The organism is Jatrophihabitans sp. (assembly GCA_036389035.1).
In the GTDB taxonomy this organism is placed as follows: Bacteria; Actinomycetota; Actinomycetes; order Mycobacteriales; family Jatrophihabitantaceae; genus Jatrophihabitans_A.
Window position 1 is genome coordinate 270,637 of sequence record DASVQQ010000007.1, and the last position, 23,203, is coordinate 293,839.

Here is a 23,203-nt window from a genome sequence, read left to right on the forward strand (position 1 = left end):
GCCCTGGAACCTGCGCACTGCAGAAACCCGACGTCGGAGTGCCGGGAGGTCGTTGACTAGCGTTCACCGACGTGAACCCCGAACCGCTGGCCCCGCTGCTGGAGCTGCCCGGCGTCGCCGAGTCGGTGACCGCGAGCAGGCAGGCGGTCGACAAGCTGCTCGGGCACCGGGTGCTGCGCCGGCGTTCGGCCGACGTCTCGGCCGAGTCGTTGCTGCGCGGAGCGTGGGCCTCGGCGGCGCTGGCCGGCTCGCCGGCCGGCCTGGAGGAGGTGCGGGCCGGCAAGGCGGACGACCCGATCGTGCAGGGGGCGTTGCGGGTGTCGACCGAGCTGGCCGCGCTGGCCGGGACCTGGACCGGCGCCCAGCGGCAGGCGCTGGCCCGGTTGCACGCGCTGGCGGCGACCGACCTGCTGCCGGCCGAGCAGCTCGGGCGGCCGCGTCCGGACCGGGAGGTGGCGCACCGGCTCGACACCCTGGCCGAGGTGCTGGCGCTGACCAAGGCCCCCGCCGTGGTGATCGCGGCGATCGTGCAGGGCGAGGTGCTGAGCCTGGACGCCTTCGCGCCGGCCTCGGGGGTGGTGGCTCGCGCGGCAGCCCGGCTCACGCTGATCGACCGGGGGCTGGACCCGAAGTCGCTGGTCGCGCTGGAAGTCGGGCACCTGGAGCTGGCCGAGCAGGAGCAGGCGGCGCTGGCCGAGTACCGCGGCGGTGAGCCGGCCGGCGTGGTGGGCTGGATCGAGCATTGCGGCCGGGCGATCGAGCTCGGCGCCCGCGAGTCGCTGGCCATCTGCGAGGCGATCCAGCGTGGTTGAGGCGATCCAGCGTGGTTGAGGCGGTCGAGCCGGGCACGATCGCGGCCGGCCAACCGCTGCTGCGCAGGTACCGGCGGGGTACTTCCACCTCCTGGCTGCAGGCCTGCCGGGTGGTGACCGACGACCCGTGGGGCGTGTTCTGCTGGCTTCCGGTGGGCGCCGGCTTCGGCTCCCGGCAGCGGCCGGACGGGTCGCAGGTGCGCGCCGCCCCGATCGCCGACTTCGGCGCGGCCGAGCTGCGGACCGGCAGCTGGCAGGGACGTTCGGCGCTGATCAGCATGCCGGCGGGCCGGGCGCACTCGGTGTGGTGGCTCTTCGACGGAGCGGAGTTCGGCGGCTGGTACGTCAACCTGGAGGCACGCTCAGGATTCTGGCTGCACGACGGGTTGCTCGGCGTCGACGTGATCGACCACGAGCTGGACATCGTCGTCGGTCCGGACCGGAGCTGGCAGTGGAAGGACGAGGCTGACCTGGTCGCCGTCACCGGGCTGGCCGGCTACTGGGACTCGCGCGCCAGCGAGGAGATCCGCGCCGAGGGCCGGCGGGTGATCGCAGACATCGAAGCCGCCCGGTTCCCCTTCGACGGCAGCTGGTGTGATTTCCGCCCGGAGCCGTCCTGGCCGATCCCGGGACTGCCCGAGCCGCTGCCGGACTTCCGGTGGCCGGCATCGCCCTCGGACCAACAGCGGCCGGGCGCTGTCCCACCCGGCTGATCAGACGCCGGATGCTGCCCTGCCGGCTGATCAGACGCCGGATGCTGAGCGTTTCGCGGCACCGCCGCGACAGCAAGCGCGGTGACAAAGTGAGGGCGTCGTGCCTGGGCACGACGCCCTCTGCGGTCAATCCGGGTTACCAAGCGTGCACCGTGACAAGTCAGGCGCGAGCCGGAAGCCGGCCCACGTCGACAGCCTTAGCGTGGCTAGGTCGCCCGCGTGGGTACCCGGTTGCCCACTGGCGGAATCCGCGACTGGTGGGGGCGGACCGCCATAGCCACTCGAGAACTCCGTAAATCCTTCGTACTCCCGAATACCTTTACATTGCAAGAGTTCTACCGGTATTCATCACAGGAGTCAGGCGCGGTGGGACCTGCGGGTGTGCCCGTACCACAGCAACGCCACCAAGCCGGCGGCGCTCGCGGCCACCACGGCGCTGGTCGCCGGCTGCGGCGCCTTCAGGCTGGAGAGCCGCTCGCGCAACGGCACCGCGTTGGTGAAGGCCAGCGCCGGCCAGTGGTTCTCGGCTGCCACCCTGCGCAGCGCCTTGTCCGGGTTCACCACGTAGGGATGGCCGACCGCCTCCAGCATCGGCACATCGGTGATCGAGTCGGAGTAGGCGTAGCTGTCAGCCAGGTCATAGCCTCGCTCGGCGGCCAGCTCCCGCAGCCCGTCGGCCTTGTTCCGGCCGTAGGCGTAGTACTCGATCTCACCGGTGTAGCGGCCGTCACGGACCACCATCCTGGTGGCGATGACGTGGTCGGCTCCGACCATCTCGCCGATCGGGCGCACCACCTCGTCGCCGGAGGAGGAGATGATCACCACGTCCCGGCCGGCCGCCTTGTGCTCGACGATCAGCTCGACGGCTTCGTTGTAGACCAGCGGGTCGATGATCTGGTGCAGCGTCTCGTTCACGATGTCGCGGATCTGCTGGACGTCCCAGCCCGTGCACATGGCAGTCAGGTACTTGCGCATCCGATCCATCTGGTCCTCGTCGGCGCCGGACAGGGCGAAGACGAACTGGGCGAACGCGCTGCGAAGAACCGCCCGGCGGTTGATCAGCCCGCCCTGGTAGAAGGACCTGCCGAAGGCCAGCGTGCTGGACTTGGCGATGATCGTCTTGTCCAGGTCGAAGAACGCCGCTGAGCTTGCCATCCCGCGAGGATAGCCAGGACGGGCTGCTACGGCGCGTCGCCGGTCTGTCCGATTGCCCGATGTTGCCTAGTTGTTGCGTGGTTGTCCACAGCCGGGAAGGGGCGTCCACAACCTTGCCTTGAGGGCCGGTGTCGCCAGGTTCGCGGGCCAGGGTGGTGGCCATGACAGCGCATCCGAGGATCGGCGTGCTCGCCGGCTGCGGCGGAGCGGGAGCCAGCGTGTTCGCGGCCGTGCTCGCCGGTTGCGCGGCGGCCCGGAGCGGCTCGGCCGGCTCGGCTGGTCAGGCGTTCCTGATCGACTGCGACCCGGTCAGCGGCGGCCTCGACGTGCTGCTGGGCTGCGAACGCGCGGCCGGCTCCCGGTGGAGCCAGGTACGGCTGCGCGGCGGAGGCCTCGATCCGGCGGTGCTGCGGGACTGCCTGCCGAGCTGGCACCAGGTGTCGGTGCTAGCAGTCGACGCCCCGCAGGCACTGGACCCGGCCGCGCTGAGCCAGATCGCCGCCGCCGCGGCGCTGGCCGGCCCGGTCGTCCTCGACATCGCCCGGTGGCCCTCGCCGGTCCGGGCAGCGGCGTTGAGTTCCTGCGACCTGGCGGTTCTGATCACACCGGCCGAGGTGCGCGCGGTCACCGCCGCCGCTGCCATCGCCGCGGACCTCGACCCGGAACGGACTGCGCTGGTGGTCCGGGGGGCCGCGGCCTCGCTGCCCGCCGGCCGGATCGGGGAGTTGCTCGGGCTGGCGGTGCTCGGCGAGCTCGGGCACGATCCGGCCAGCCGGCGACCGGCCGGACTGGACCCCCGCCGGATCAGGCGCGGCACCCGGCAGCTGGCTGAGGCGGTGTTGCGGCGGGCCGCTGAGGTAGCGCTGCGGCAGGTGGCCGCGGCGTGAGCGGCGACCTGGTCGACCGGGTGCGGCAGCGGCTGGCGGCCGGCGCGGGCTCGCTCGATCTGGGCGAGCTGGCCGGCCAGGAGTCGGCGCTGTTGCTGGATGCCGAGGGGCGTTCAGAACTGTCCGGCCGCCTCGCGGCCGAGCTGACCGGCGCCGGGCCGCTGGAGGAGTTGCTGGCCGGCGCCGGGGTCACCGACGTGCTGGTCAACGCTGCCGACCAGGTCTGGCTGGACCGCGGTTTCGGGCTCGAGCGCGCGCCGGTGCGTTTTGACTCCGACGCCGCAGTCCGCCGCCTTGCCACCCGGCTGGCGGCCCAGGCCGGTCGGCGCCTCGACGATGCTGCCCCGTTCGTCGACGCGATGCTGCCCGACGGCACCCGGCTGCATGCGATCCTGCCGCCGCTGGTGGCCCATCCGACGCTGTCGTTGCGGGTGCTGGCCAGGCGACGGCTGGCCCTGGCCGAGCTGGTCGGCTGCGCGGCGATGTCCGGCGAGTTGGCCGAGCTGCTGACCGCGCTGGTGCGGGCCAGGCTGACGCTGCTGATCAGCGGTGGCACCGGGACGGGCAAGACCACATTGCTGGCGGCCCTGCTGGCCACCGTCAGCCCCACGGAGCGGATCATCACCGTTGAAGACACGGCCGAGTTGGGAGTGCAGCACCCGCATGTGGTGGCGCTGCTGGCCCGGTCGGCCAATGTCGAGGGGGCCGGCGCCGTCGAGCTGCGTGAACTGGTGCGGCAGGCGCTGCGGATGCGCGCGGACCGCCTGGTCGTGGGCGAGTTCCGGGGTGCGGAGGTCGTGGAGCTGCTGGCCGCGCTCAACACCGGCCACGCGGGAGGGGCCGCCACCGTGCACGCCAACTCGGTCACCGACGTGGCAGCCCGGCTGGTGGCGCTGGCAGCCCTCGGCGGCATGCCGGCTCAGGCGCTCATCGCCCAGGCCGCGAGTGCCCTTGATGTGCTGGTGCATATCCGCCGGGATCGCAACGGCCTGCGCCGGGTGGAGCAGTTGGCGCTGTGGTCCGCTGAGCCGGCTGTCGAGCCGGCTCTGGTCTGGACCAGGACAGCCGGCCTCGGCCCGGCCGCGGGTCGGTTGCGGTTCCTGCTCGACGCGGCCGGCCTCGATCCGCCGGCCCTGCTCGCGGAGGTGGTCGCGTGCCGGGGCTGACCCTCGCGCTGCTCGGCGCGGGCCTGCTGATCGCGCCGGTCCCGATGGTGGCTCAGCGGCGGCTGGCCTGGCTCGCCGCCACCAGATGGGGAGGGCCGGCGGCCGCCGGCTTGCCCCGCCGAGCTGGATGGCCTTCGGCCCGGCTGGTGCTGGCCCGGTGCGCCCGGCTGGTCGGTTCCCGGCGGGACGGCGAACGCCGCCGGGCTGAGCTGGCCGCGATCGTCGCCGTCCTGCAGGACGAGTACGCCGCCGGAGCGACCGTCGGGACGGCCTTCGTCGCTGCCACCGCGGTTTCGGGAAGGTTCCGGGTGGCGATCGCCGGCGCGGCCGCGCTGGCCCGCAACGGCCACGAGGTCACCGCTGCCCTGCGGGCCGAGAGCGGCCTGTCCCCGCTGGCGGTCGCCTGTGATCTTGCCGCTCGCAGCGGAGTGCCACTGGGCCCGTCGCTGGCGGGTGTGCAGGCCGACCTTGCCGCCGATCAGCGGACCTGTCGAGCCGTCCGGACCGCCCTGGCCGGGCCACGCAGCTCAGCCCTGCTGCTGTCGGGGCTGCCGCTGCTCGGCCTGGCCATGGCTGCCGCGATGGGCGCGCAGCCGCAACGGCTGTTGCTGCACACCGGCGCCGGACGGCTGGCACTGATCGCGGGGGTGTTCCTCGACCTGGCAGGCCTGGCGTGGACCGCCGCGCTCAGCCGGCGGGCCCAGGGCGGGAGGACGCCGAGGTGAGCGCTGCGGGCTGGTTGGCGCTGGCGCTGCTCCTGCTACCGGCCAAGGCTGCCAGAGCTCCGGCCCGGCACCGCAGGCCGACCACCGGCCCGGCGCAGCCAGCCCCGCCGCTCGTAGCCGACGGATTGCCGCCCGCAGCCGGCAGCTCCGTGGCGTTGCCGGCAACAGCCGCGGTCGCCACCGCCGTCCTGGCGGTGCTGCTCGGCGGCTGGCCCGGCGCGGCGGCGGCACTGCCGCTGGCAGCGGGCGCTGCCTGGCTGGTGGTCAGGCTGGTGCGGGCGAGGGCCGCCGGCAGCCCGCCCGAGCCGCGCTCGGTGGCATTCGTGGTCGATCTGCTGGCCGGCGCGCTGGCGGCCGGCTCACCGCCGGAGCTGGCCATCGAAGGTGTCGCGGCGGCGGTGGCCGAGCACGGCACGGCCAGCATGCGGCACGCCGTCGAACCGTTGAGCCGGGTGGGCCGGCTGCTGCAGCTGGGCAGCGAGCCGGCCACTGCCTGGGCGGTGCTGCAGCCGGTGCCGTGGTATGGACCGGTCGCCGACAGCGGCAGGCGGTGCGCCACCAGCGGCGCTCGACTGGCCCAGGCGCTGGCCGCGGCGGCCGCCGAGCTGCGAGCCGAGCACCAGGCCGAGGCGCTGGCCAGGGCAGAACGGTTCGGGGTGTGGTCGCTGCTGCCGCTGGGCTTGTGCTTCCTGCCGGCCTTCGTCTGCCTTGGAGTGCTACCGGTGATCCTCGGCGTGGCCGGTGAGATGTTCGGCGGCGACGTGGTCGGATGACGGCGCTGCCCCAGCCCGCCGGTGACGGGCTATCGTCGCCGGTGAGGAGGTGCCGGCGTGCGAGTGGCGGTAGCGGGTGGCACCGGCCTGATCGGGCGGCACGTAGTCAGCCTGGTCGAGCAGGCCGGGCACGAGCCGGTGGTGCTGACCCGCTCGCGCGGGGTCGACCTCACGACGGGCGCCGGCCTGAGCGCCGCGCTCGCCGGGGCCGAGGTGGTCCTCGATGTCAGCAACGTGGCCACCCTCTCGAAGAAGCGCTCGGTGCGGTTCTTCACCACCGGCACCACCCGGCTGCTGGAGGCCGGCGCCCGGGCCGGGGTGCGGCACCATCTCGCGCTGTCGATCGTGGGCGTGGACCGGGTCGGTTGGGGCTACTACGCGGGCAAGCTCAGCCAGGAGGAGCTCATCCGCAACGGCGACCTGCCGTGGACGGTGCTGCGCGCCACCCAGTTCCACGAGTTCGCCGAGCAACTGCTGGCTCGCAGCCCGGGCCCGGTGGCAGTGGTTCCTCGGCTGCGGGTGCAGCCGGTGGCCGCCCACGAGGTGGCCGCCCGGCTGGTCGAGCTGGCCCTCGGGCCTGCCGTGGGACGAGCGCCTGACATGGCCGGGCCACAGGAGCGTGAGCTGGTCGAGCTGGTCCGCCAGGTCGGGCGTGCTCGTGGCCGGCGCCGCCTGGTCGTCCCCGTGCCGGTACTGGGCGCAGCCGCCCGGGGCGGGTTGTTGCCGGCCGGCCAGGGCTACACCCGCGGCAGCCAGAGCTTCGAGGACTGGCTGCGTTCGGGCGGGCCGAGCGCCGGGCCGGCCGCCAGCTGAGCGCGCCCGTGAGCGCGCCCGTCAGCTGACCGCCGGCTGACCGCCGGCTGAGCGCCCGTCAGCTGAGCGCCGTGGCCAGCAGATCGCCCTCCCGACCCGGGCCGGCCGGCGCGCTGCCGTTCGACCCGCCCGGCTGACCCGGCTCCAGCAGCGGCCCTGACCGCGATCGCCGCCTGGCGGTTGCGCCGGGCCGACGCGTAAGCCCCTGTGCCCAGCCACTCGGTTACCGGCGCTATGCGGGCTGACAAACCCAGGCCCCCAGGCAGAGCGGCAGGCCGGGCGGATTGCCCGCCTGCCGCTCTGTGAGGTGACCTTGGCTAGTCGGTCAGCGAGTGCTGCATGGGGCCTCGACTACGCCACCGCCAAGGCCCTCCGCGACCAATCCGCAGCCTGAACGGATCCGACCTGACCGGCCGGCGCCGTTGACCGTTGGGTTCTGGCGACTTCGTCGGTAACAGGCCAGGGTCGCCGCTTAACCTGGGCGGGTGTGGGTGAAGCGATCCGAAGGCCACATCGATGGCTAATGCCGAGGACGTGCGCCGGATAGCGCTCGCCCTGCCTCAGGTGGTGGAGATCGACAGCGATGGGTTCGACTTCCGAGTAGCGAACAAGGGATTTGTCTGGTCCTATCCCGAGCGCCGGCCGGGCCAGGCGCGACTGATCCGAACCGATATCGCAGTGCTGTTCGTCGGTGACGAGGCCGAGAAGCAGGCGCTCTTGCTCGGCGAGCCCGAGGCTTTCTTCACCACGCCCTCCTACGACGGATCACCCCTGGTGATGCTGCGACTGGACAAGGTGGACGTCGAGCGCCTGGAAGAGCTGGTGACCGACGCCTGGCGGATGCGAGCCCCAAACGACCTCGTAGACATCGACAACGTTCCACGCCCCTTATCAGGACTGAGGGAGGACGCGGGGTAGGCGGGCTGTCCATATGCGACACGCGACCGTTTGTCAGCCGCATAGCGTCCGGTTACCCACAGCCGGGGTGCTCGTCCACATCTGAGCTCAGGACCCTGAACTGTCCGTGCCGCGCTGCCAGGCTCGCAGTGCACCCCCACCTCGGGGGTCATCGTCGAAGGAGCTGAGCATGAGCGTGATGAGCAGGATTCACCGGGAACGCGAACGGACCCAGGCGGGGATCGAAGGCGATGCCGAGGCCGGGATGGCGACGGCGGAGTACGCGGTCGGCACGGTGGCAGCGGTGGCGTTCGCGGCGGTGCTGTTCAAGGTGGTGCAGAGTCCGGCGGTGCGCACGGCGCTGTCGGAGATCATCACCTCGGCGCTCAACGTCTCGCTGTGATCGGTGGGCGGTGGCGCTCGGACGCCGGCATGGTGACGGCCGAGACGGCGATGAGCTTGCCGGTGCTGGCCCTGCTCACCGTGGTCGGGGTCGCCGCGGTCGGTGTCGGACAGGCTCGGGTGCGTTGCGCCGACGCGGCCGGTGAGGCGGCCCGGGCGGTTGCCCGGGGTGATCCGGCCGCGGCTGCCGAGCGGGCGCGGACGGCGGCGGGCGCGCCGGTGGTGCTCGGCATCGACTCCTCGGCCTCGGACACCAGGGTCAGCGTGCGGTTGGCGCTGCGCCCGGTGAGTTGGCTGCCGCCGGTGTCGATCACCGAGACCGCGGTGGCGGCCACTGAGCCGGGCGTTCGGCCTTGAGTCGGCGCTCAGATCGAGGCGCGGCGACGATCTGGGTGCTCGCGTTCGGAGCGGTGATCCTGAGCGTGGCCATGGTGATGACGGCGCGTGGCTCGGCGGTGCTGGCCCGGCACCGGCTGCAGCACGCGGCGGACCTGACGGCGCTGGCAGCGGCGCAAGAGATCGGCCGGACACCGCAACCGTGTGCCGCCGCCTCCCGGATCGCCGCGGCCAACGCGGCGGTGCTGGTGTCCTGCGCCATCCGGCTCGACCGGTCCGGGCGCAGCGGGACCGTGGTGCTGACCGTGCGCCGCACGGTCAGCCTTCCACTCGTGGGCGCCCGCACCCTGACTTCCTGGTCACGAGCCGGACGAATGTCCTGACCGGCCCGTCAGCTCCACGGCACTGTCGGGAACCACCCGTAGTAACCCACTCGTGCCGGCACTCGCCAACCCCAGTAAATCAGGGTGAACGCGCCCCCGGCGAGCAACGCGAAGGAGGTCGCGGCGACGATTCGCGACGGAACGGCCTGTAGCCAGCGGGGGAATCGCGTCATCGACAGCAGCAGCAACAAAGCCGCCATCAGGAGCATGTTGCCGATGATCACCAGTGCCAGCGCCCCGCTCACCAGCAGCGGGTTGCCGGTGTCCGCGGCATGCCGGAACAACCGGTCGAACATCGGCCACGGGCGCCCGATGGTGAACGCGCCCAGCAGCACGCCCAGCACCACGTACGGGGTCTGCGGCCAGCGGGCGGTCACGCCGGCGAGCGGATCGGGCACCAGCCGAAGGGCTGCCAGTCCGAGGTACAGCAGAACCAGGCCGATCACGCTGAACACCACGACCGATTGCCACAGCCGCACCGGGATGCCGTCGACGACTCGGGTCGACAGCTGCGGAAGCCGGTCGCCAAGCACGGTCGCCAGCACGCCGTACAGGCTGGTGACCACCACCGCGCTGAGCGTGAGCCAGCCCAGTGGCTGCAACGCCCGGCGGACGCTGCCACGGCGGGTCGAGCCGTCGCGAACGCTCGGTGCGATCGCGCTGAAGACCGCGACGTTGCAGGCGGTGAAGGTGCCGGCCAGGCCGGTGACGAAGGCGAAGACCAGCGCGGTCACGGTCGAGGTGAGATCGACCTGCTGGGCCTCCTGGCCGAGCAGGCCGTTGGCGACGTTGTGCCCGATGTCGGAGTCCACCAACTTGACCGACCAGAGCAGGGCGATCAGCGCCCCCAGCAGCACGCTGCTCAGGACTATCAGGCTGCGGTTGGGCGTCCGCCGGTCCAGGTCACGGTCGGCCTGCGTTCCCTCGGCTGCGGACCTCACTGCGGGGTCGGTACTGACCATCTCGGTGCCTCTCGGGTCGTCAGAGATCGAATGTGGTGGAAAAGAATTCACTCGAAGCGCCGCATCGCGGCGACGAGCTCGCCCGGCACCGGCACCGGCACCAGGCCGTCCGGGCCACGGGACATGCAGGCCACCGTCTGCTCGCCGCGGGCGATGTCGACGGCTGCGCTGCGGTAGCGAAAGCACATTCGCGCCCGGCTCGAGACGATGCCCCCGGGGCTCATCTCGATCACCACCTCGTCGCCGGCGTAGCACTCCTCGAAGTAGTCCATCGCGCAGCTGACGGTGACCAGCACCAGCGTGCCTGTGAGGATGTCCTGGCTGACCTTGGGCGCGTGCTCGAACAGAAAGCTCTCGCGGCACTGCCCCTGCCACTCCAGGTAGTGGGAGAAGTAGACGTTTCCCACCACGTTCGTCTCGGCGAACGTGACCCGGTGCCGGTAGCTGTAGGCCGTCACACCCGGGGCGCCGTGGCTACCGGCCGTCATGGCCGGGGCCCGCGATGCCTGCAATGCCGGCGACGCCGCAGATCATCTCGCCGATGCCCGCGATCGGCACGCCGGCGGTGAGCACCCGCGCTGGGCCCGAGCTGAACAGGCAGTCACCATTGGGCCGCACCCCATCCAGCACCAGTGCGCCGTCCACGCCGGTCGCCTTACGGATCGCCTCGCGCGCGCACCAGATCCGGGTCGACACGACGGCTTCGGACTCGTCGAGATCGCGGCTGAGCGGCCCGATCAGCGCCCGGTCGGCTGCCGTGAGACAACCCGGCCAGTCGGTCGCCGGGATGTCCAGCGGCCGTTGCCAGTCCAGGCCGAACGCCACCGGCGCGAAGCCGGCCAGCACAGCGCCGCCGGCATAGGAGGCGCTCAGCTGACCGGTCGCGCTCCTCGGCCGGCCCTGCGCGTCGTGCTCGACGGGGCCACCGGACAACGCCGCGAGCATGGCGGTCGCGTCGGCATCCGCTCGCCGGCCGGGGCCGGTCACGATGTCGATCCGGCCGAGTCGGGCGTTCTCGGCACGCCGGGACAGCCACGGGCCCACCAGCTCGAGCGGCAACCCGTCGGAGAAGGCACGGCTTGCCACGGCGCGCAGGCGTAGTCCGGACCACCGGCACACCACCGCTCCGGACGGCGCGCTGACCGTGACGTCGAAGACGTACTCGTCCTCGGTGTGCGACAGCTCGGTGGCCGCGACGTGCAGCCAACCCTCCGGTGGTTGCGCCACCTCGAGACGGTCACAGCCCACCGGCAGGGCGAGCCGGGAAGGCACGGTGGGCAGCAGGACGTGCATCGCGGCGTCGAGCAGGCCGGGGTCCCACAGCCGGATCCGGCTGCTGTGGAAGGAGGAGAACCATTTGGCGTGCGGGTCGGCGCGAATCCAGGCGCGCACCCGGTAGGCGCTGAGCAAGTCGTAGCGGCCGACCCGGCGCAACCCGCCGCCGTGGAACAGCGTCGACCCGTACAGCGAGTGCACCCCGGCCGGGTCGAGTCCGGCCGGCGCGTCGGCCGGCGCCGTCGTCCCCAGGGCCGCCGCCGGTCGCAGGGTCGCCGCGATCCGGTCGGAGGCGAAGCCGTCGGCCTCGCTTCGCGCCACGGCGTCGATGCGCATCCCACTCGTCCCTGGCTCGCCGGCGACTCGAAGTGCCGCCACCCGAAGCACCGTGGAGCCGCTGTCCGCGACGTCGACGGGCGCGGTCAGGCTCAGGTCCTCGAAGCTGAGCGGCCCGGCCGGCAGGCCGAGGGTGGCGCCCAGTTGGGCGAAGGCCTCCAAGCCCAGCACCGCGGGCAGCACGCTGGCGCCGTCGATCTGGTGATCGCGCAGGTAGAGGTCATCGCCGTAGGTCAGCCGGCTGTCGGTGACGATCTCCACTCCGGGCGTCTGGACCCGGACGTCCTCGACGAACCGGCCGGTCCGGTCGGCGACGTCCACCGCCGGCCCCAGCACGGTCGCGGTGGCTGTCGGCGGGAAGCGACTGGCGACCAGGGTGGTGACGGGCGGGTCGGCTTCGTCCACCAGCCGCAGGAATTCCTCGATGCCCTCGGCCGGCAGGATCGGTTCGACGCCCGCCCGGCGCAGGTCATCGAGCACCTGCATCCGTGCCCCCATCCCCAGCTCGGCCCACACCGACCACTCCAGAACGCGGACCCGGGCCACCGGGTGCGCGGCCGCCCAACTCTCCAGCAGCTGCCGCATGCCCTCGTTGGCGACGGCGTAGTCGGTCTCGCCGGCCAGACCGAAGCAGCCGATGATCGAGCCGAAGCCGACGACCAGCCGCAGGGTGTCACCGGTCGCCTCCAGCAGCTCGCGAGCGCCCTCGACCTTCGGCGCCCAGGCCGCGGCGAGCGAGTCGGCGGTGACGGCGGGCAGCAACCGGGGCAGGTTCACCGCGGCGCCGTGCACCAGGCCGGTGATCTCGCCCTCGGCGCGCAACCGCGAGACCAGGCTGCGCACCGCTCCAGGTTCGGTCAGGTCACATTGCTCGTAGTCCAGCCGCTGCTTGTCGTCGAGTTCAGCGCCGAGGGAGCGCAGCCGCTCCAGCGACTCCGTGACGGCGGGCGCCGATGCCGGGCTGCGTCCCAGCACCACCAGGCGGCCGCCCCGGCGCGCTGCCAGCTCGGCGGCGCACCGGGCGGTCAGGCCGGCGGCCCCACCGGTGACCAGGATGATGTCGGTGCCGGCGAAATTCAGCGGCGCGGCCGCTCGACGGTCCCGGCGTCGGGTGACCCGGCGCTCCAGCGCTCCGGACGGGGTGACGCGCAGCTCGGCGTAACCGTCGGCCGCGGCGAGGTCGGCCACCTCACCGGGCCAGCCGCGGACGGACTCGTCCAGCACGGTCACGGCGGCGCCAGGCAGTTCGAGTGCCAGGCCGCGCCCCAGCGCCGCGGCTCCGGGATGCCCGATGTGCCGCAGCACCAGGGGTTGTCCGGGGTGCGCCAGGGCGGCGGGTAGCCGCGCGGCCAGTCCCGCGAGCCCTGCCTGGGCAGGCAGGTCGAGCACCGTAGCCGCCCCCCCGGCTGGCAGCGGCACAGGCTCCCAGGGCTCCCACCGGTGTTCGAACGGCTCGAGCCAGCGACGGACACCGTCGACCCGCGCCGACCGGGTTCGCCCGTCGAGGCCGGGCAGGCCATCGATGACCTCGGCGATCTGGGCCAGCGTCGCGTCTGACAGTGACAGCGCCGAATCCGGTGTGACCACCTGCCGCTGGGCGCAGACCGTGGCAATGCAGCGGCGTACCTCCAGCGAGCTCATGTGCAGATCGCGCAGCGGTGAGGACTCGCTGTCCAGGGTGTGCGGCGCGACGTCGGCCCGTCGCGCGAACAGCGTCCGCAGCTCGGTGAGGGTGTCCGGGCCCGCGGGCCGGGGAGCGTCCGAGGCCGCCGGCGCCGGCCGTTCGACGGCGGGAGCGGTCGGCGTGAGCAACGCCGCCGGCGCGACGGCGGCACTGACCGAGGGCAGGTGCTGGTCCGCTTCGCAGGGGTTGACCAGAAAGCTCGTCGTCTGCTCCACGGTGCGCAGCCGGAACCAGCGCTGGCCGCGCCAGTCGCGCAGGCTCGCCCAGCCGCCCGCGGCCAGGGTCGCGGCGGTGACCGCGGCAGTCCGCTCCGATCCGCCGGCGTCACAGCTCAACACCGGCAGGTCCGCGCATTCGGCTGCCAACCCCTGCAACGTCGTGCCGGGTCCTACCTCGAGCAGCAGATCGCACCGGTCGGCAAGCTGCCGCAGCGCGGCCGAGAAGGCGACCGGTCGCAGCAGCTGCCGGGACAGCAGGCGCGCCAGGTCCTCCTCGGGAGGTAGCGGGGCGCCGGTGACGCTGGAGATGACCACGCCGTTGGGCTCGGACCAGCGGACCTCCCGCAGGCAGGCCTCGAGGTGCTCGACGGCCGGCCGCATCGCCTCGGTGTGAAAGGCGTGGGAGACATTCAGGGGTGTGCAACCGATACCGCGGGCGGTGGCCCGGGACTGGAACTCCTCCAGGGCGGTGAGCGGGCCGGCGATCACCGTGTGCAGCGGTCCGTTGTGGCAGGCGATGCTGGCATCGATCCCGTCGAGCAGGGCGGTGACCGTCGAGGTGTCCGCCCGCACGCTGGTCATGCCGGTGCCCGCGCGGCCGTGTGCAGCCATGATCTGCCCGCGACGCTCGGCCAATCGCAGCGCCGCGGCCGGTTCGATCGCGCCTGCCCAGCACAGCGCGGCGAGGTCGCCCAGGCTGTGCCCGGTGGCCGCCTCGGCAACCACGCCCATCCGTTCGAGCCATTCGAGCGCGGCCAGCGATTGCCGCATGATGGCCGGCTGCGCCTGCTCGGTGCCGCGAGCGCCGTCGTGGATCTCCAGTGCCGGGCTGAAGTCCGGAACCGCGAGCTCGCCGGCCCAGGACGAGAGCCCGGTGCGCACCGGTGCCGCCTGACCGGGAAAGAGCAAACCCAGTCGGGGGGTCCGTCCGGCGGCCAGCACGAAGCCGGCGGCGTCGTCGATCAGGGGCGACCGGGAGCCGGTCCACAGATCACCCAGCCGGGTCAGCGCCTTCGCGGCGGCGGTGGCGGCCTCGTCCGGCGTGCGCGCGATCAGCACGGCGCGCGCTCCGCTCAGCCCCGAGTAGGTCTGGGCACAGGTGTTGGCGACGTCGACGAACTCGGCGGCCGACCACTGCTCGGCACGCTCGTGGACGAGTGACAGCAGCCGGCCGAGCTCATCCTGGCTGTGCGCGCGGAGCGGCAACAGCTCGAATCCGGGACGGGGCCTGGGCCGGGCCTGCCAGCGCGGCGCCGCCGGCCGCCGCGGGCCGGTGACCTCGGTCGCCCGTCCCGAGATGAGCACGTGGCTGTTGATCCCGCCGAAGCCTGCTGAGGATATGCCCGCGTGCGCCGGCCCGTCCGGCCACGCCGCCGGCTCGCTGAGCAGCTTCAGGCCGCTGATGTCGGGGTCGAGCAGCGGGTGCGGGGTCTGGACTCCGGTGGCCGGTGGAAGAATCCGCCGGTGCACCGCGAGCACGGCCTTGATGAAGGATGCCGCGCCGGCGGCGGCCTTGGTGTGGCCGATGTTGGCCTTGATCGAGCCCAGCGCCGCGGGTGCGGTGCCGCGGATCCGGTTCAGGGCCGCCAACTCCACCGCGTCGCCGACCGCGGTTCCGGTGCCGTGGCCTTCGATCAGGCGGACGTCACCGGGCTCCAGGCGGGTCATCGCGTACGCCGCGGCGATGGCACGGGCCTGCCCGTCGGCCTCCGGCCTGGTGATGCCACCGGAGCCGTCGGAGGAGACTCCCCAGCCGGCCACCTCGGCGTACGGGCGAAGGCTGTGGGCGCCGGCGTCCGCGGCACGCATCAGGACCACCATGCCGCAACCCTCACCGGGCAGGAAGCCGGTCGGGTTGGCGTCGAAGACTCGCATGTCGTTGCTGGCGAGGGCGCCCAACCGGGCGAAACCCACGAGCTCAAGGGGATCCAGGCTCAGATCCACCCCACCGGCCAGCACCACGTCTGCCTCGCCGGTGGCCAGCAACCGGCAGCCGGTGGTGATGGCCAGCAGGCTGGACGCGCACGCGCCGTCGACGGTGTACCCGCCGCCGCCGAAGTCGAAGTGATTGCAGATCCGCCCGGCGATGGTGTTGGACAGCGCGCCGGCCAGGCTCTCTTCGTTGGGTTCGGTGAAGGTGTCCAGGACCCGCGTGCTGAGTTCGGTCAGGGTCCGGTCCCGCAACTGGGCGTCCGCGCCCGCCGAGTGCAACGCGTCGCTGACCAGCCGCTTGAGAAAGGGCAATCGGTGCCGTATCTGGGCGGTGCGGCTGAACTCCCCGGTCAGGGTGTTGCCGACGATCACCGCGACCCGACGCTTGTCGAAGCCCGATCCGTTGCCGAGCCCGGCGTCGGCCAGCGCGGCGGCGGCTGTCTCCAGCGCGAGCCAGTGCGAGGGATCGCAGGCGCTGTGCACGTGCGGCGGAACCTGGAACCGCCGGCGGTCGAACGTCCAGTCCTCGAGCACGGCCGCCTGGCGCAGGTAGGTCTGGTCCGGGCCGTCGCCGAGGTAGGCGCCCGACAGCCGCTGCTCGGGCATCGCGCGAAACGCCCGCCGGCCGGTGAGCACCGTGTGCCACAACGCGTCCGGTGACGGCGCGTCGGGATAGCGGCAGGCCAGCCCCACCACGACCGGAACGTCGGCCGCAGCGTTCATGGCTTGACCTCTACGGCCCTGACAGCCGGGCGCGGCGGCGCCGGTGGGCGCAGCCTGGCGCGCAGCCGGCGGGCCGACGGCGCTGTCACCAGCACCAGGCCGCGAAGGACGCAGGTGATCACCAGCGCGAAGAACAGCCCGAACACCACGCCGTTCCAGAGCAGCACGCCGTAGACCGCCGCGGTGCTCAGGCCGAAGATGATCTGCCCGCGGCGGGTGAACGGCGTCGAGCCCGGATCGGTGATCATGTAGTTGGTGAACAGGATGAAAGCGACACCGGTCAGTGGCATCAGCGCCGAGATGAGCGCTGTCTGATCCAGCGCCCAGCGCACGACGGCCTGCCCGACGAAGCCGGCGACCCACGCGAGGATGAGCGGCATCTTGCCGGTCAGCTTGCTGTTGAGCATGGTGCCGAGCATCAGGATGCCCAGCGGCAGCGCCCAGGGCACGATGAGGTGATAGTTGTTGGTGAACTGGTACGGCGGAGCTATCCCGACCCAGTGAAAGAGCAGCAGGGTGACTGCGATGCCGGTGTTGGACGGGTTGAGGAAGTGCTTGAGCCGGCCGTTGACGCGCACCCGGAACAGGTACTTGCTGCCGTTGCCGACGATGACCGCGAACACGTACGGCCACAGGTCGGCATTGCCGTAGAGCAGCATCGCGCAGGCCAGCGCGGTGATGTGCGGTGGCAGCAGGAACTCGAAGAGCTTCCGGCCACTGCCGGCGTACTCGGGGCGGCGGCGGTAGGCCCAGCTGTCGACCGCCTCGAAGGCCAGCGCCGAGGCGTAGGAGGCAAGCAGGCATACCACTGGGGTGATCGGGGACTGCTCGAAGCCGAGAAACGCCTGGCCGAGCACGGTGAGCACCGAGATGGACACCGCGAAGCGGGTCAGCGCCTTGACCCGCTTGTCGACAGGCTTGGGCTGGGCGGGGACAGTCGCGGTCGAGGTTGGCGCCGGCTTCTCGGCGACCGGTGGCGCGGCGACGGGCACCGCCTCCGGCGGCGTGCGGACAGGCTGGGCGGTAGCCGTCTGGTGCAGGATGTCGGTCACCGTAGCGTCACCTCTCCGTCGTCGTGCAGCACCACGGTGTGGTGCCCGGGCGTGACCTGGATGCCCGCGGTGCGCACGCCATCAACGCTTCGCCAGGCAACCTCGGCATGCATCGAGCCGGTAGCCGGCAGGGCCAGGTGCACTTCGGCCGCGGAGACTCCGGCGTGCCCGTTGGCGTAGTACAGCTGGGACTTCTGGGGTGGCAGCCCGGCGGCCGACGTCGTCGTGACCGTCGCGCCGATCGCCGCGACCTCGGCCCCGGCCGCGGTGCGCCGCACCAGGCGCAGGTCCGCGCCCGGGTTGGTCGAGGCAGCGGTGTTCAGCAGCACCGAGGAATCGGCGAACTGGTTGGCCACCAGGGCATCGAGCTTGCCGTCGCCGTTGACATCACCGAGCGCGAGCCCGCGGCTGACGCCGGGCTGCTCGAGCGAGAGCTCGGCGGCGATGTCGGTGTAGCGCTGGTCCGACGTCCGGACGTAGAAGCGGTTCTGATCGTCACCGGACAGGTCGTCGCCCTGCCGCACGGTGGGCCACACCTCGGGGAATCTCAACAACTCCGGCATGCCCATCGCCAGCTCCTGGAGCTGTGCCCATTTGCCGTTGCTGCCACGGACGAATCCCTCGGCCTGCAGGTACTCATCGGTGCCGGAGTTGTCGAAGTCCCCCGCCTTGATGTCCCAGGACCAGCCGCTTCGCGCCAGCCCGAGCGCTTCGCTTCGTTCCCGGTAGGGCAACGCCCCGGCGGCGACGTCGGCCTGGGTGCCGGTCGGGACGAAGACCAGGTTGCTTTCCTGCAAAGCCCATTCGCTGGTGATGTTGCTGACCAGGATGGTCGGCAGCCCGGTTCCGTGGGTGTAGCTGAACGTGACGCCCATGCCTTTGAACGAGTCACGCCCCAGCACCTCGGACTTGGGCTGGGTCCAGGTGCGAGCGCCCTTGACCTGGCGCAGGCACAGCCGCCCGGCGGTGGAGCAGTTGATCAGGAGCTGGTCGGGGCCGAAGTCGTTGGCCAAGTAGATCGAGGGCAGCAGGGCGCCGGTCAGGTCCTGCAAGCCGATGGCCAGCGTCCAGGAGTGCCTGGCGTCGTGGGGCAACGCGCTGCTGAGGTCGGTGACCCGGGGCGCCGCTCCCGGCTCTCCGGTCGGGGTGAGCCTCAGGATCCGTCCGCCGCCGGCGTTGCGGGCCAGACCCATCCCGTCCTGCATGCGCATCCGCGGGTCGTCGTGCGCGTCGGGGTCCAGCACCCGAGCGCCATCGGGGAAGTAGTTGCCGACGATCACCGAGAGGTGTCCGGAGCCGTCGAGATCACCGACGTTGACAGCCGTGGTGTTCCACACCTGCATCGGGGTGATCAGCTCAGCGGCAGTGAAGTCACTCCTGCTCGGCGGCCCTGCCGGACGCGGGCTCTTGTTGAGGAACAGCACCGGCGAGCGTCCCCAGTAGTAGACGATGAAATCGAGGCCGCCATCCTCGTTGACGTCGGCGGGTACGCACCCCATCGGCGCCATTGTGTCGTCATAGGCGAGTCCGGTCGGCTCGAGCACGAAGCCGGGGTAGGAGCCGGACTCGCTACCCGGCACTCCGGAGACTCTCACCGAGTCGTCCCGCGGGTCCACCAGGCACATGTCGGCGGGCCGGCCGAGGCCGCGCAGGTCGGTGATGGCGACGGCCGCGCCGACAGCGGAGATCCACTGCCGGATGCCTTCCAGCCTCGGCGCGACCTGGCGCTGGGTCTGCGGGTTCGCCGGACGGTCGTTGGCGGGTAGCTGGCGGAACCCGAAGCGATCCACCAGGGCGCTGCGCTCCTGTGCGGACGCGCCGGGGTGCATGGTGATCAGCCCCACCGCGACGATCGTGGCGGCCACGATGGCACTGGCCAGTACCCGGCGTAGCGCATCCCGGCTCATGCGACGCCCCAGCTCCCGGCGCCGGTTCCGGAGTCGGCGACGTAGGCGTCGCCGGTCATGGGCTGCCGGGCAGCGCGCTGGATCAGCCGGTCCCGCCACAGGTCATAGCCGGCCACATCTTCTCGATGTAGCAGGTCCGCACAGGCGTCGTCAGCCCACCGGGTGGCCTGCTCGACGTCGATGCCGACCAGTTCGCGGCAGGCGTCCCGGGTATGCGGCGGCACTATCCCGGCGCGGTCCCGCGCGGCCGCGGCGAACAGCACTCCCTGGCGCAACCAGTCCAGATGCCGACCGGACGCTTCCCGCAGGGCCGCGCGCCCGGCGGCGTCGGTGGGGCCGGCGTACCCGCACGCCAACCCGATCCCGGCCCACAGGTCAGCCGCGGCGGCAGGGTTCTGCTCCCCGATCAGCCGCGCGACCCCGGCGACGTCGGCGGATTGCTGGAACCACGCGGCGCGGCCCGCGCCGGCGACCCGGGTTCGCCAGAGTGGTCCGGGCCTGGCGTCGCAGATCCGTCGCAGGACGCGTTGCCCGCCGAAGAACACCGCTCCGAACGCGGCGCCGTCCACCGCGAGCCAGCGCAGCAGGGGGGTGGTGGGCAGCCGCAGCACGTAGGGAACGCGCAGCAGGGACAGCGGCCAGCCCGCGCCGACATGGATCAGGTAGCTGTAGTCCTGCCCGGGGCCGGCTGCCAGGGAGCGGAGCGCGGCAGGCGCCCGGGGCGAGGTCAGGTCCGCGAGTGCCGCGTGCATGCCTGCGCCCTCGTAACCGAAGCCGCGATGCTCGTCAGCGAAATCCTGCAGGTCGCGGTGCGAGTTCTCGGTGGACGACGAGCGCGCGGCGACGTTGTATCCGGCGATAAAACTGGTGGCGGCGCGTTCCAGCACGGCCCGAGCCTCGGGCCGGTCGGTCCGGAAACCACGACGTTCGAAATCCGCGAGCCGAAGAGGCAGGACCACTGGTAGACGCATGCGCCGCTCCTCGACAGAAACCGAAAGTCGACAGAACTGAAAGTCATAGTGAACTGGGTACCCGGCTGGCCGGTATCCGCGCAGCGGTCATCCCTGCCTTGAGGCAGCGGTGTGCGGCGGACATTGCCGGATGGATTGGGACGCACGGCTGTTCGGCGCCCGTTACAGGCGTCACCTGCCTGGCCGTCCGCTCACCCACGGGCGCTTGCGCTGTCTGCGAGGGGTTATTACCTGCGACAGGAAGGGAATTCCGCTATGGGTCAGCGAGGATCTCAGAAGCTTCGCCTGCGGCGATACTGCCATGTCGGCGCGGCGCGACTCTTCTCCTGAGTTGCGAATCTTCAACCAGGCGCCAACCATCTCGACGCACGGGCGATCGATCAGAGAATGTCGTCGTGCCAGTCGTCAGATGCACCAGGACGGCGCGCCTGTCACGCCCGCTTCTTGGCGTTGACGGAGCGGAACTTTCCAGGTGACATGCCCACGACCTGGGTGAACCGCGAGGTGAAGGTTCCGATGCTGTTGTAGCCGACCCTGGAGCAGATGTCGGCCACGCTCAGCGAGGTCTCGATCAACAGCCGTTTGGCCTCGCTCAGTCTCAGCGCGGCGAGGTAGGTCGCGGGCGGCAACCCGGTCTGCTCACGGAACACCCGCGCGAAGTGGTAGACGCTCATCGAGGCGATCTCGGCCATCTCGGTAAGGCAGAGGTCTTCACCGAGGCGCTCATGCATGACGAGAACCACGCGCCGCACGGCGTCTTCACGCAGCCGGGCCGTCCAGGGATGCGCCGGCCGTGGCGCGCTTCGTACCTCGCCGGGTGGGCTGTGAGCCATCTTGTGATCCATTACAGTGGCGGCCTTTGGGTGGCGGGGATGGGTCGAGCGCGCCCGCTCAGCGGTAGGTGTCGCCGCCCAACCAGGCGGCAGCTGTAGACCCCGTCCCCCCTCTTCTGCGAGAACCGTGGCTGCCCCGATCACTGGCGCCGACGGTGTGGCTTCGGCTCACTCAGCTTGCCAGCGAACCCCCCCAAACCGCTAGACGGCAGTAGCCCCTATCGCCGAGGTTGGCAAGACCGAAGAAGTCTGAACCGCTATCGGGGAGTACAACACCGACCGATCGCAGGTGAGCGGTTGCACCGGCCGGCCCGCCGGGTCGAGGCAGTGGCCGGCGGCCCTCGGGCGGGTCGCTGTCAGGGGCGATGACACGCCGTCCGGACAGGTGGGCGGTCACTCTACGTGGTATCATTTTCGATAGCAATGAATACTAAACGAACTTACCAACAGTACTGCGGACTGGCCGCCGCTCTCGATGTGATCGGTGAGCGATGGACCTTGCTGCTCGTCCGGGAGCTCCTGGTGCGCCCCCGGCGTTATGGCGAGCTCCTCAACGACCTGCCGGGCGTGGGCACCAACCTGCTCGCCGAGCGTTTGAAGTTCCTTATCGACAAGGGGCTGGTTCGCCGGGCGAACGTCAGTGACAACGGCAAGCGGCAGACCTACGAGCTCACCGAGGCCGGCCAGGAGCTGCGTCCTATCGTGCTGAGCATGGCTCGCTGGGGTCTGCAGCATGGCGAACTCTCCTCGGAGTACGAGGTGCGGGCCACCTGGGCGCTGCTCGCGGTCGAGGCGATGATCGACCCCGAACCCCAGCCGGTGGACGAGCAGTACGAATTCCGCATCGACGACGAGGTGTTCTACATCGACATCCGCGAAGGCATCGCTCGCACCGTCGCCGGGCCGGCCGAGCAGCCCGCGGTGATCGTGACCACCGACGCCGCCACCTTCGTGCGGATCGGCTCCCGGGAGGTGAGCCCGCTGGCGGCGATGGTCACCGGCAAGCTCAGCCTGGTCGGCGACGACAGCGGTGAAGCGGTGTTGCGCGCCTGTGCGCTGCTCGGCCTGGAGACCTGGTCCTTGGCCGAGGCGGCCCGAGCCTGAGCCGTCACGGCTGAGGCTCGGGTGCATAAGACTTTAAGAATGTATCGTTAATTCGAGCGGACCGGTCAACGTCCCAGGGTCGGCGATGCGCAGTCCGGCTGAACCTCTCGCAGGAACTACGCAACGGTGCAGCGCAGCCGGGCGTCGTTCGGGACCGACGCCCGGCTGCCGCCGCCCGACGGCAGCGCCGTCAGGATCGGGCCGCTGCTCGTCGGTGATTGAGGCGCTGCTGATCCGAGCCGGTCGCTGAACGCCTGAGCCGGTCGTTGAGAGCGGCGATGTGCGCAGGGCTCGTCCCGCAGCATCCGCCCAGCACGCTCGCGCCCAGCTCCCGGTGCCAGCGTCGCAGCGTGTCCGCGAACTCGGCCGGGCTTGCCGCGGCAGGCAGCATCGCGGCCGGACCGGCGCCCCGCGGGAGGGCGCCGCGGTCCTCCAGGTTGGGGTAGGCGCCGAACGGGCCGTGACACCGCTCGCCCAACAGCCGCAGGCAGTCCTCGGTCTCGGCGAGCGCGGTGCAGTTGACCAGCACCACCTCGGCGCCGTCGGCCTCCACCGTCCGGGCCGCCGCGGCTACCGACTCGCCGGACAGCAGCCGCCCGCCGTCGGCGCAGACGAAGCTGACCCACGCGCGGCCGCCGGCCGCCAGCACCTCCTGCAGGGCGATGCGTGCCTCGCGCAGGGTGTTCATCGTCTCGATGAGGACCAGGTCCACGCCTGCCCGCACCAGCTCGGTCGCGAGCCACCGGTGCTCGACCCGCAGCTCCTCGTCCGGCGGCACCAGCTCCGGGCGGTAGCAGTCCTCGACCGGCGCCATCGAACCCGCGATCAGCGCGCCGGAGGAAGGGACGTCGTTGCGCGCGGCCGCCGCCACCCCCACCGCGGCCTGCACGAACCAGCTCGGCCCGGCCGCGTCGAGCCCGGTCGCGCGCAGGGCGCGCAGGTTGCAGCGAAACGTGTTGGCCGTCAGCACTTCAGCGCCTGCCCGAAGGTAGTCGGCGTGCGCCGAGCGCAACACCCTGCGCCACTGCTCGGTCCGCAACGCCGCGCTGGTCCACCAGGGCGCGGCCATCGGCAGCCCGGCTCGCTGCAGCTCGGTCGCCGTACCTCCGTCCAGGCACATCGGAAACGCGTTCTCGGTCGGCAT

At 71.8% G+C, this 23,203-nt stretch carries 21 protein-coding genes; 12 read left to right on the top strand and 9 right to left on the bottom strand.

The window, feature by feature from the left end:
- Positions 1-71 precede the first annotated feature (71 nt).
- Both VF557_03855 and VF557_03860 read left to right on the top strand, forming a co-directional pair.
- On the top strand, positions 72-812 hold the full coding sequence (locus VF557_03855) for an oxidoreductase (protein ID HEX8079321.1): 741 nt from the start codon (positions 72-74) through the stop codon (positions 810-812).
- A gap of 11 nt (positions 813-823) precedes the next feature.
- Positions 824-1,525 (top strand): DUF402 domain-containing protein, encoded by a 702-nt coding sequence (locus VF557_03860; protein ID HEX8079322.1) that lies wholly within the window; start codon positions 824-826, stop codon positions 1,523-1,525.
- Between the two features lie 357 nt (positions 1,526-1,882).
- Here the strand turns inward: VF557_03860 and VF557_03865 are convergent, their stop codons facing one another.
- Positions 1,883-2,680 carry an HAD family hydrolase gene (locus VF557_03865; GenBank protein ID HEX8079323.1) on the bottom strand — a complete coding sequence of 266 codons (798 nt, stop codon included), beginning with the start codon at positions 2,678-2,680 and terminating at the stop codon, positions 1,883-1,885.
- Between the two features lie 161 nt (positions 2,681-2,841).
- Here VF557_03865 and VF557_03870 point away from each other — a divergent pair, with 161 nt between their 5' ends.
- The 9 genes from VF557_03870 (at position 2,842) to VF557_03910 (ending at position 9,062) form a co-directional block, all read left to right on the top strand.
- The gene (locus VF557_03870; protein HEX8079324.1) at positions 2,842-3,567 is read left to right on the top strand and encodes a hypothetical protein; all 726 of its coding nucleotides are present in this window, start codon (positions 2,842-2,844) and stop codon (positions 3,565-3,567) included.
- Positions 3,564-4,733 (top strand): TadA family conjugal transfer-associated ATPase, encoded by a 1,170-nt coding sequence (locus VF557_03875; protein HEX8079325.1) that lies wholly within the window; start codon positions 3,564-3,566, stop codon positions 4,731-4,733. The genes VF557_03870 and VF557_03875 overlap by 4 nt, the downstream gene beginning before the upstream one ends.
- Entirely contained in the window at positions 4,721-5,458 is a 738-nt protein-coding gene (locus tag VF557_03880; protein HEX8079326.1) for a type II secretion system F family protein, read from the top strand. Before VF557_03875 ends, VF557_03880 begins: the two co-directional genes overlap by 13 nt.
- Positions 5,455-6,231 (top strand): type II secretion system F family protein, encoded by a 777-nt coding sequence (locus VF557_03885; protein ID HEX8079327.1) that lies wholly within the window; start codon positions 5,455-5,457, stop codon positions 6,229-6,231. The genes VF557_03880 and VF557_03885 overlap by 4 nt, the downstream gene beginning before the upstream one ends.
- A 57-nt stretch (positions 6,232-6,288) precedes the next feature.
- Positions 6,289-7,044, top strand: coding sequence for an NAD(P)H-binding protein (locus VF557_03890; protein HEX8079328.1), 756 nt, complete (start codon positions 6,289-6,291; stop codon positions 7,042-7,044).
- 516 nt (positions 7,045-7,560) lie between these two features.
- Positions 7,561-7,962: an MmcQ/YjbR family DNA-binding protein gene (locus VF557_03895; protein ID HEX8079329.1), complete on the top strand. Its 402-nt coding sequence runs from the start codon at positions 7,561-7,563 to the stop codon at positions 7,960-7,962.
- A 169-nt stretch (positions 7,963-8,131) separates the two neighbouring features.
- The gene (locus VF557_03900; protein ID HEX8079330.1) at positions 8,132-8,344 is read left to right on the top strand and encodes a DUF4244 domain-containing protein; all 213 of its coding nucleotides are present in this window, start codon (positions 8,132-8,134) and stop codon (positions 8,342-8,344) included.
- Entirely contained in the window at positions 8,341-8,700 is a 360-nt protein-coding gene (locus tag VF557_03905; protein HEX8079331.1) for a TadE family type IV pilus minor pilin, read from the top strand. Before VF557_03900 ends, VF557_03905 begins: the two co-directional genes overlap by 4 nt.
- The gene (locus VF557_03910; protein ID HEX8079332.1) at positions 8,697-9,062 is read left to right on the top strand and encodes an Rv3654c family TadE-like protein; all 366 of its coding nucleotides are present in this window, start codon (positions 8,697-8,699) and stop codon (positions 9,060-9,062) included. Before VF557_03905 ends, VF557_03910 begins: the two co-directional genes overlap by 4 nt.
- Before the next feature lie 8 nt (positions 9,063-9,070).
- Here the strand turns inward: VF557_03910 and VF557_03915 are convergent, their stop codons facing one another.
- The 7 genes from VF557_03915 to VF557_03945 form a co-directional block, all read right to left on the bottom strand.
- On the bottom strand, positions 9,071-10,003 hold the full coding sequence (locus tag VF557_03915) for a hypothetical protein (GenBank protein ID HEX8079333.1): 933 nt from the start codon (positions 10,001-10,003) through the stop codon (positions 9,071-9,073).
- Between the two features lie 68 nt (positions 10,004-10,071).
- Positions 10,072-10,512 carry an acyl-CoA thioesterase gene (locus VF557_03920; protein ID HEX8079334.1) on the bottom strand — a complete coding sequence of 147 codons (441 nt, stop codon included), beginning with the start codon at positions 10,510-10,512 and terminating at the stop codon, positions 10,072-10,074.
- Complete coding sequence (locus tag VF557_03925; GenBank protein ID HEX8079335.1) at positions 10,499-16,192, bottom strand: SDR family NAD(P)-dependent oxidoreductase; 5,694 nt, start codon at positions 16,190-16,192, stop codon at positions 10,499-10,501. The genes VF557_03920 and VF557_03925 overlap by 14 nt, the downstream gene beginning before the upstream one ends.
- Entirely contained in the window at positions 16,189-17,244 is a 1,056-nt protein-coding gene (locus tag VF557_03930; GenBank protein ID HEX8079336.1) for an enediyne biosynthesis protein UnbU, read from the bottom strand. Before VF557_03930 ends, VF557_03925 begins: the two co-directional genes overlap by 4 nt.
- Positions 17,241-19,151 carry a VCBS repeat-containing protein gene (locus tag VF557_03935; protein ID HEX8079337.1) on the bottom strand — a complete coding sequence of 637 codons (1,911 nt, stop codon included), beginning with the start codon at positions 19,149-19,151 and terminating at the stop codon, positions 17,241-17,243. Before VF557_03935 ends, VF557_03930 begins: the two co-directional genes overlap by 4 nt.
- Positions 19,148-20,122: a DUF1702 family protein gene (locus VF557_03940; protein HEX8079338.1), complete on the bottom strand. Its 975-nt coding sequence runs from the start codon at positions 20,120-20,122 to the stop codon at positions 19,148-19,150. Before VF557_03940 ends, VF557_03935 begins: the two co-directional genes overlap by 4 nt.
- 431 nt (positions 20,123-20,553) lie before the next feature.
- Positions 20,554-20,853 (bottom strand): helix-turn-helix transcriptional regulator, encoded by a 300-nt coding sequence (locus VF557_03945; GenBank protein HEX8079339.1) that lies wholly within the window; start codon positions 20,851-20,853, stop codon positions 20,554-20,556.
- Between the two features lie 579 nt (positions 20,854-21,432).
- Here VF557_03945 and VF557_03950 point away from each other — a divergent pair.
- Complete coding sequence (locus VF557_03950) at positions 21,433-22,059, top strand: winged helix-turn-helix transcriptional regulator (GenBank protein HEX8079340.1); 627 nt, start codon at positions 21,433-21,435, stop codon at positions 22,057-22,059.
- Positions 22,060-22,249: 190 nt separating this feature from the next.
- On the opposite strand, the gene VF557_03955 is transcribed toward VF557_03950, so the two are convergent.
- Positions 22,250-23,203, bottom strand: a complete 954-nt coding sequence (locus tag VF557_03955) for a homocysteine S-methyltransferase family protein (GenBank protein HEX8079341.1) — start codon at positions 23,201-23,203, stop codon at positions 22,250-22,252.

Excerpts from the sequence above, each read along its gene's own strand:
- VF557_03900 (HEX8079330.1), top strand. The coding sequence starts at position 8,132 with ATGAGCGTGATGAGCAGGATTCACCGGGAACGCGAACGGACCCAGGCG.
- VF557_03920 (HEX8079334.1), bottom strand. The coding sequence starts at position 10,512 with ATGACGGCCGGTAGCCACGGCGCCCCGGGTGTGACGGCCTACAGCTAC.
- VF557_03940 (HEX8079338.1), bottom strand. The coding sequence starts at position 20,122 with ATGCGTCTACCAGTGGTCCTGCCTCTTCGGCTCGCGGATTTCGAACGT.
- VF557_03870 (HEX8079324.1), top strand. The coding sequence starts at position 2,842 with ATGACAGCGCATCCGAGGATCGGCGTGCTCGCCGGCTGCGGCGGAGCG.
- VF557_03945 (HEX8079339.1), bottom strand. The coding sequence starts at position 20,853 with ATGCATGAGCGCCTCGGTGAAGACCTCTGCCTTACCGAGATGGCCGAG.
- VF557_03925 (HEX8079335.1), bottom strand. The coding sequence starts at position 16,192 with ATGAACGCTGCGGCCGACGTTCCGGTCGTGGTGGGGCTGGCCTGCCGC.
- VF557_03935 (HEX8079337.1), bottom strand. The coding sequence starts at position 19,151 with ATGAGCCGGGATGCGCTACGCCGGGTACTGGCCAGTGCCATCGTGGCC.
- VF557_03955 (HEX8079341.1), bottom strand. The coding sequence starts at position 23,203 with ATGCCGACCGAGAACGCGTTTCCGATGTGCCTGGACGGAGGTACGGCG.
- VF557_03895 (HEX8079329.1), top strand. The coding sequence starts at position 7,561 with ATGGCTAATGCCGAGGACGTGCGCCGGATAGCGCTCGCCCTGCCTCAG.
- VF557_03865 (HEX8079323.1), bottom strand. The coding sequence starts at position 2,680 with ATGGCAAGCTCAGCGGCGTTCTTCGACCTGGACAAGACGATCATCGCC.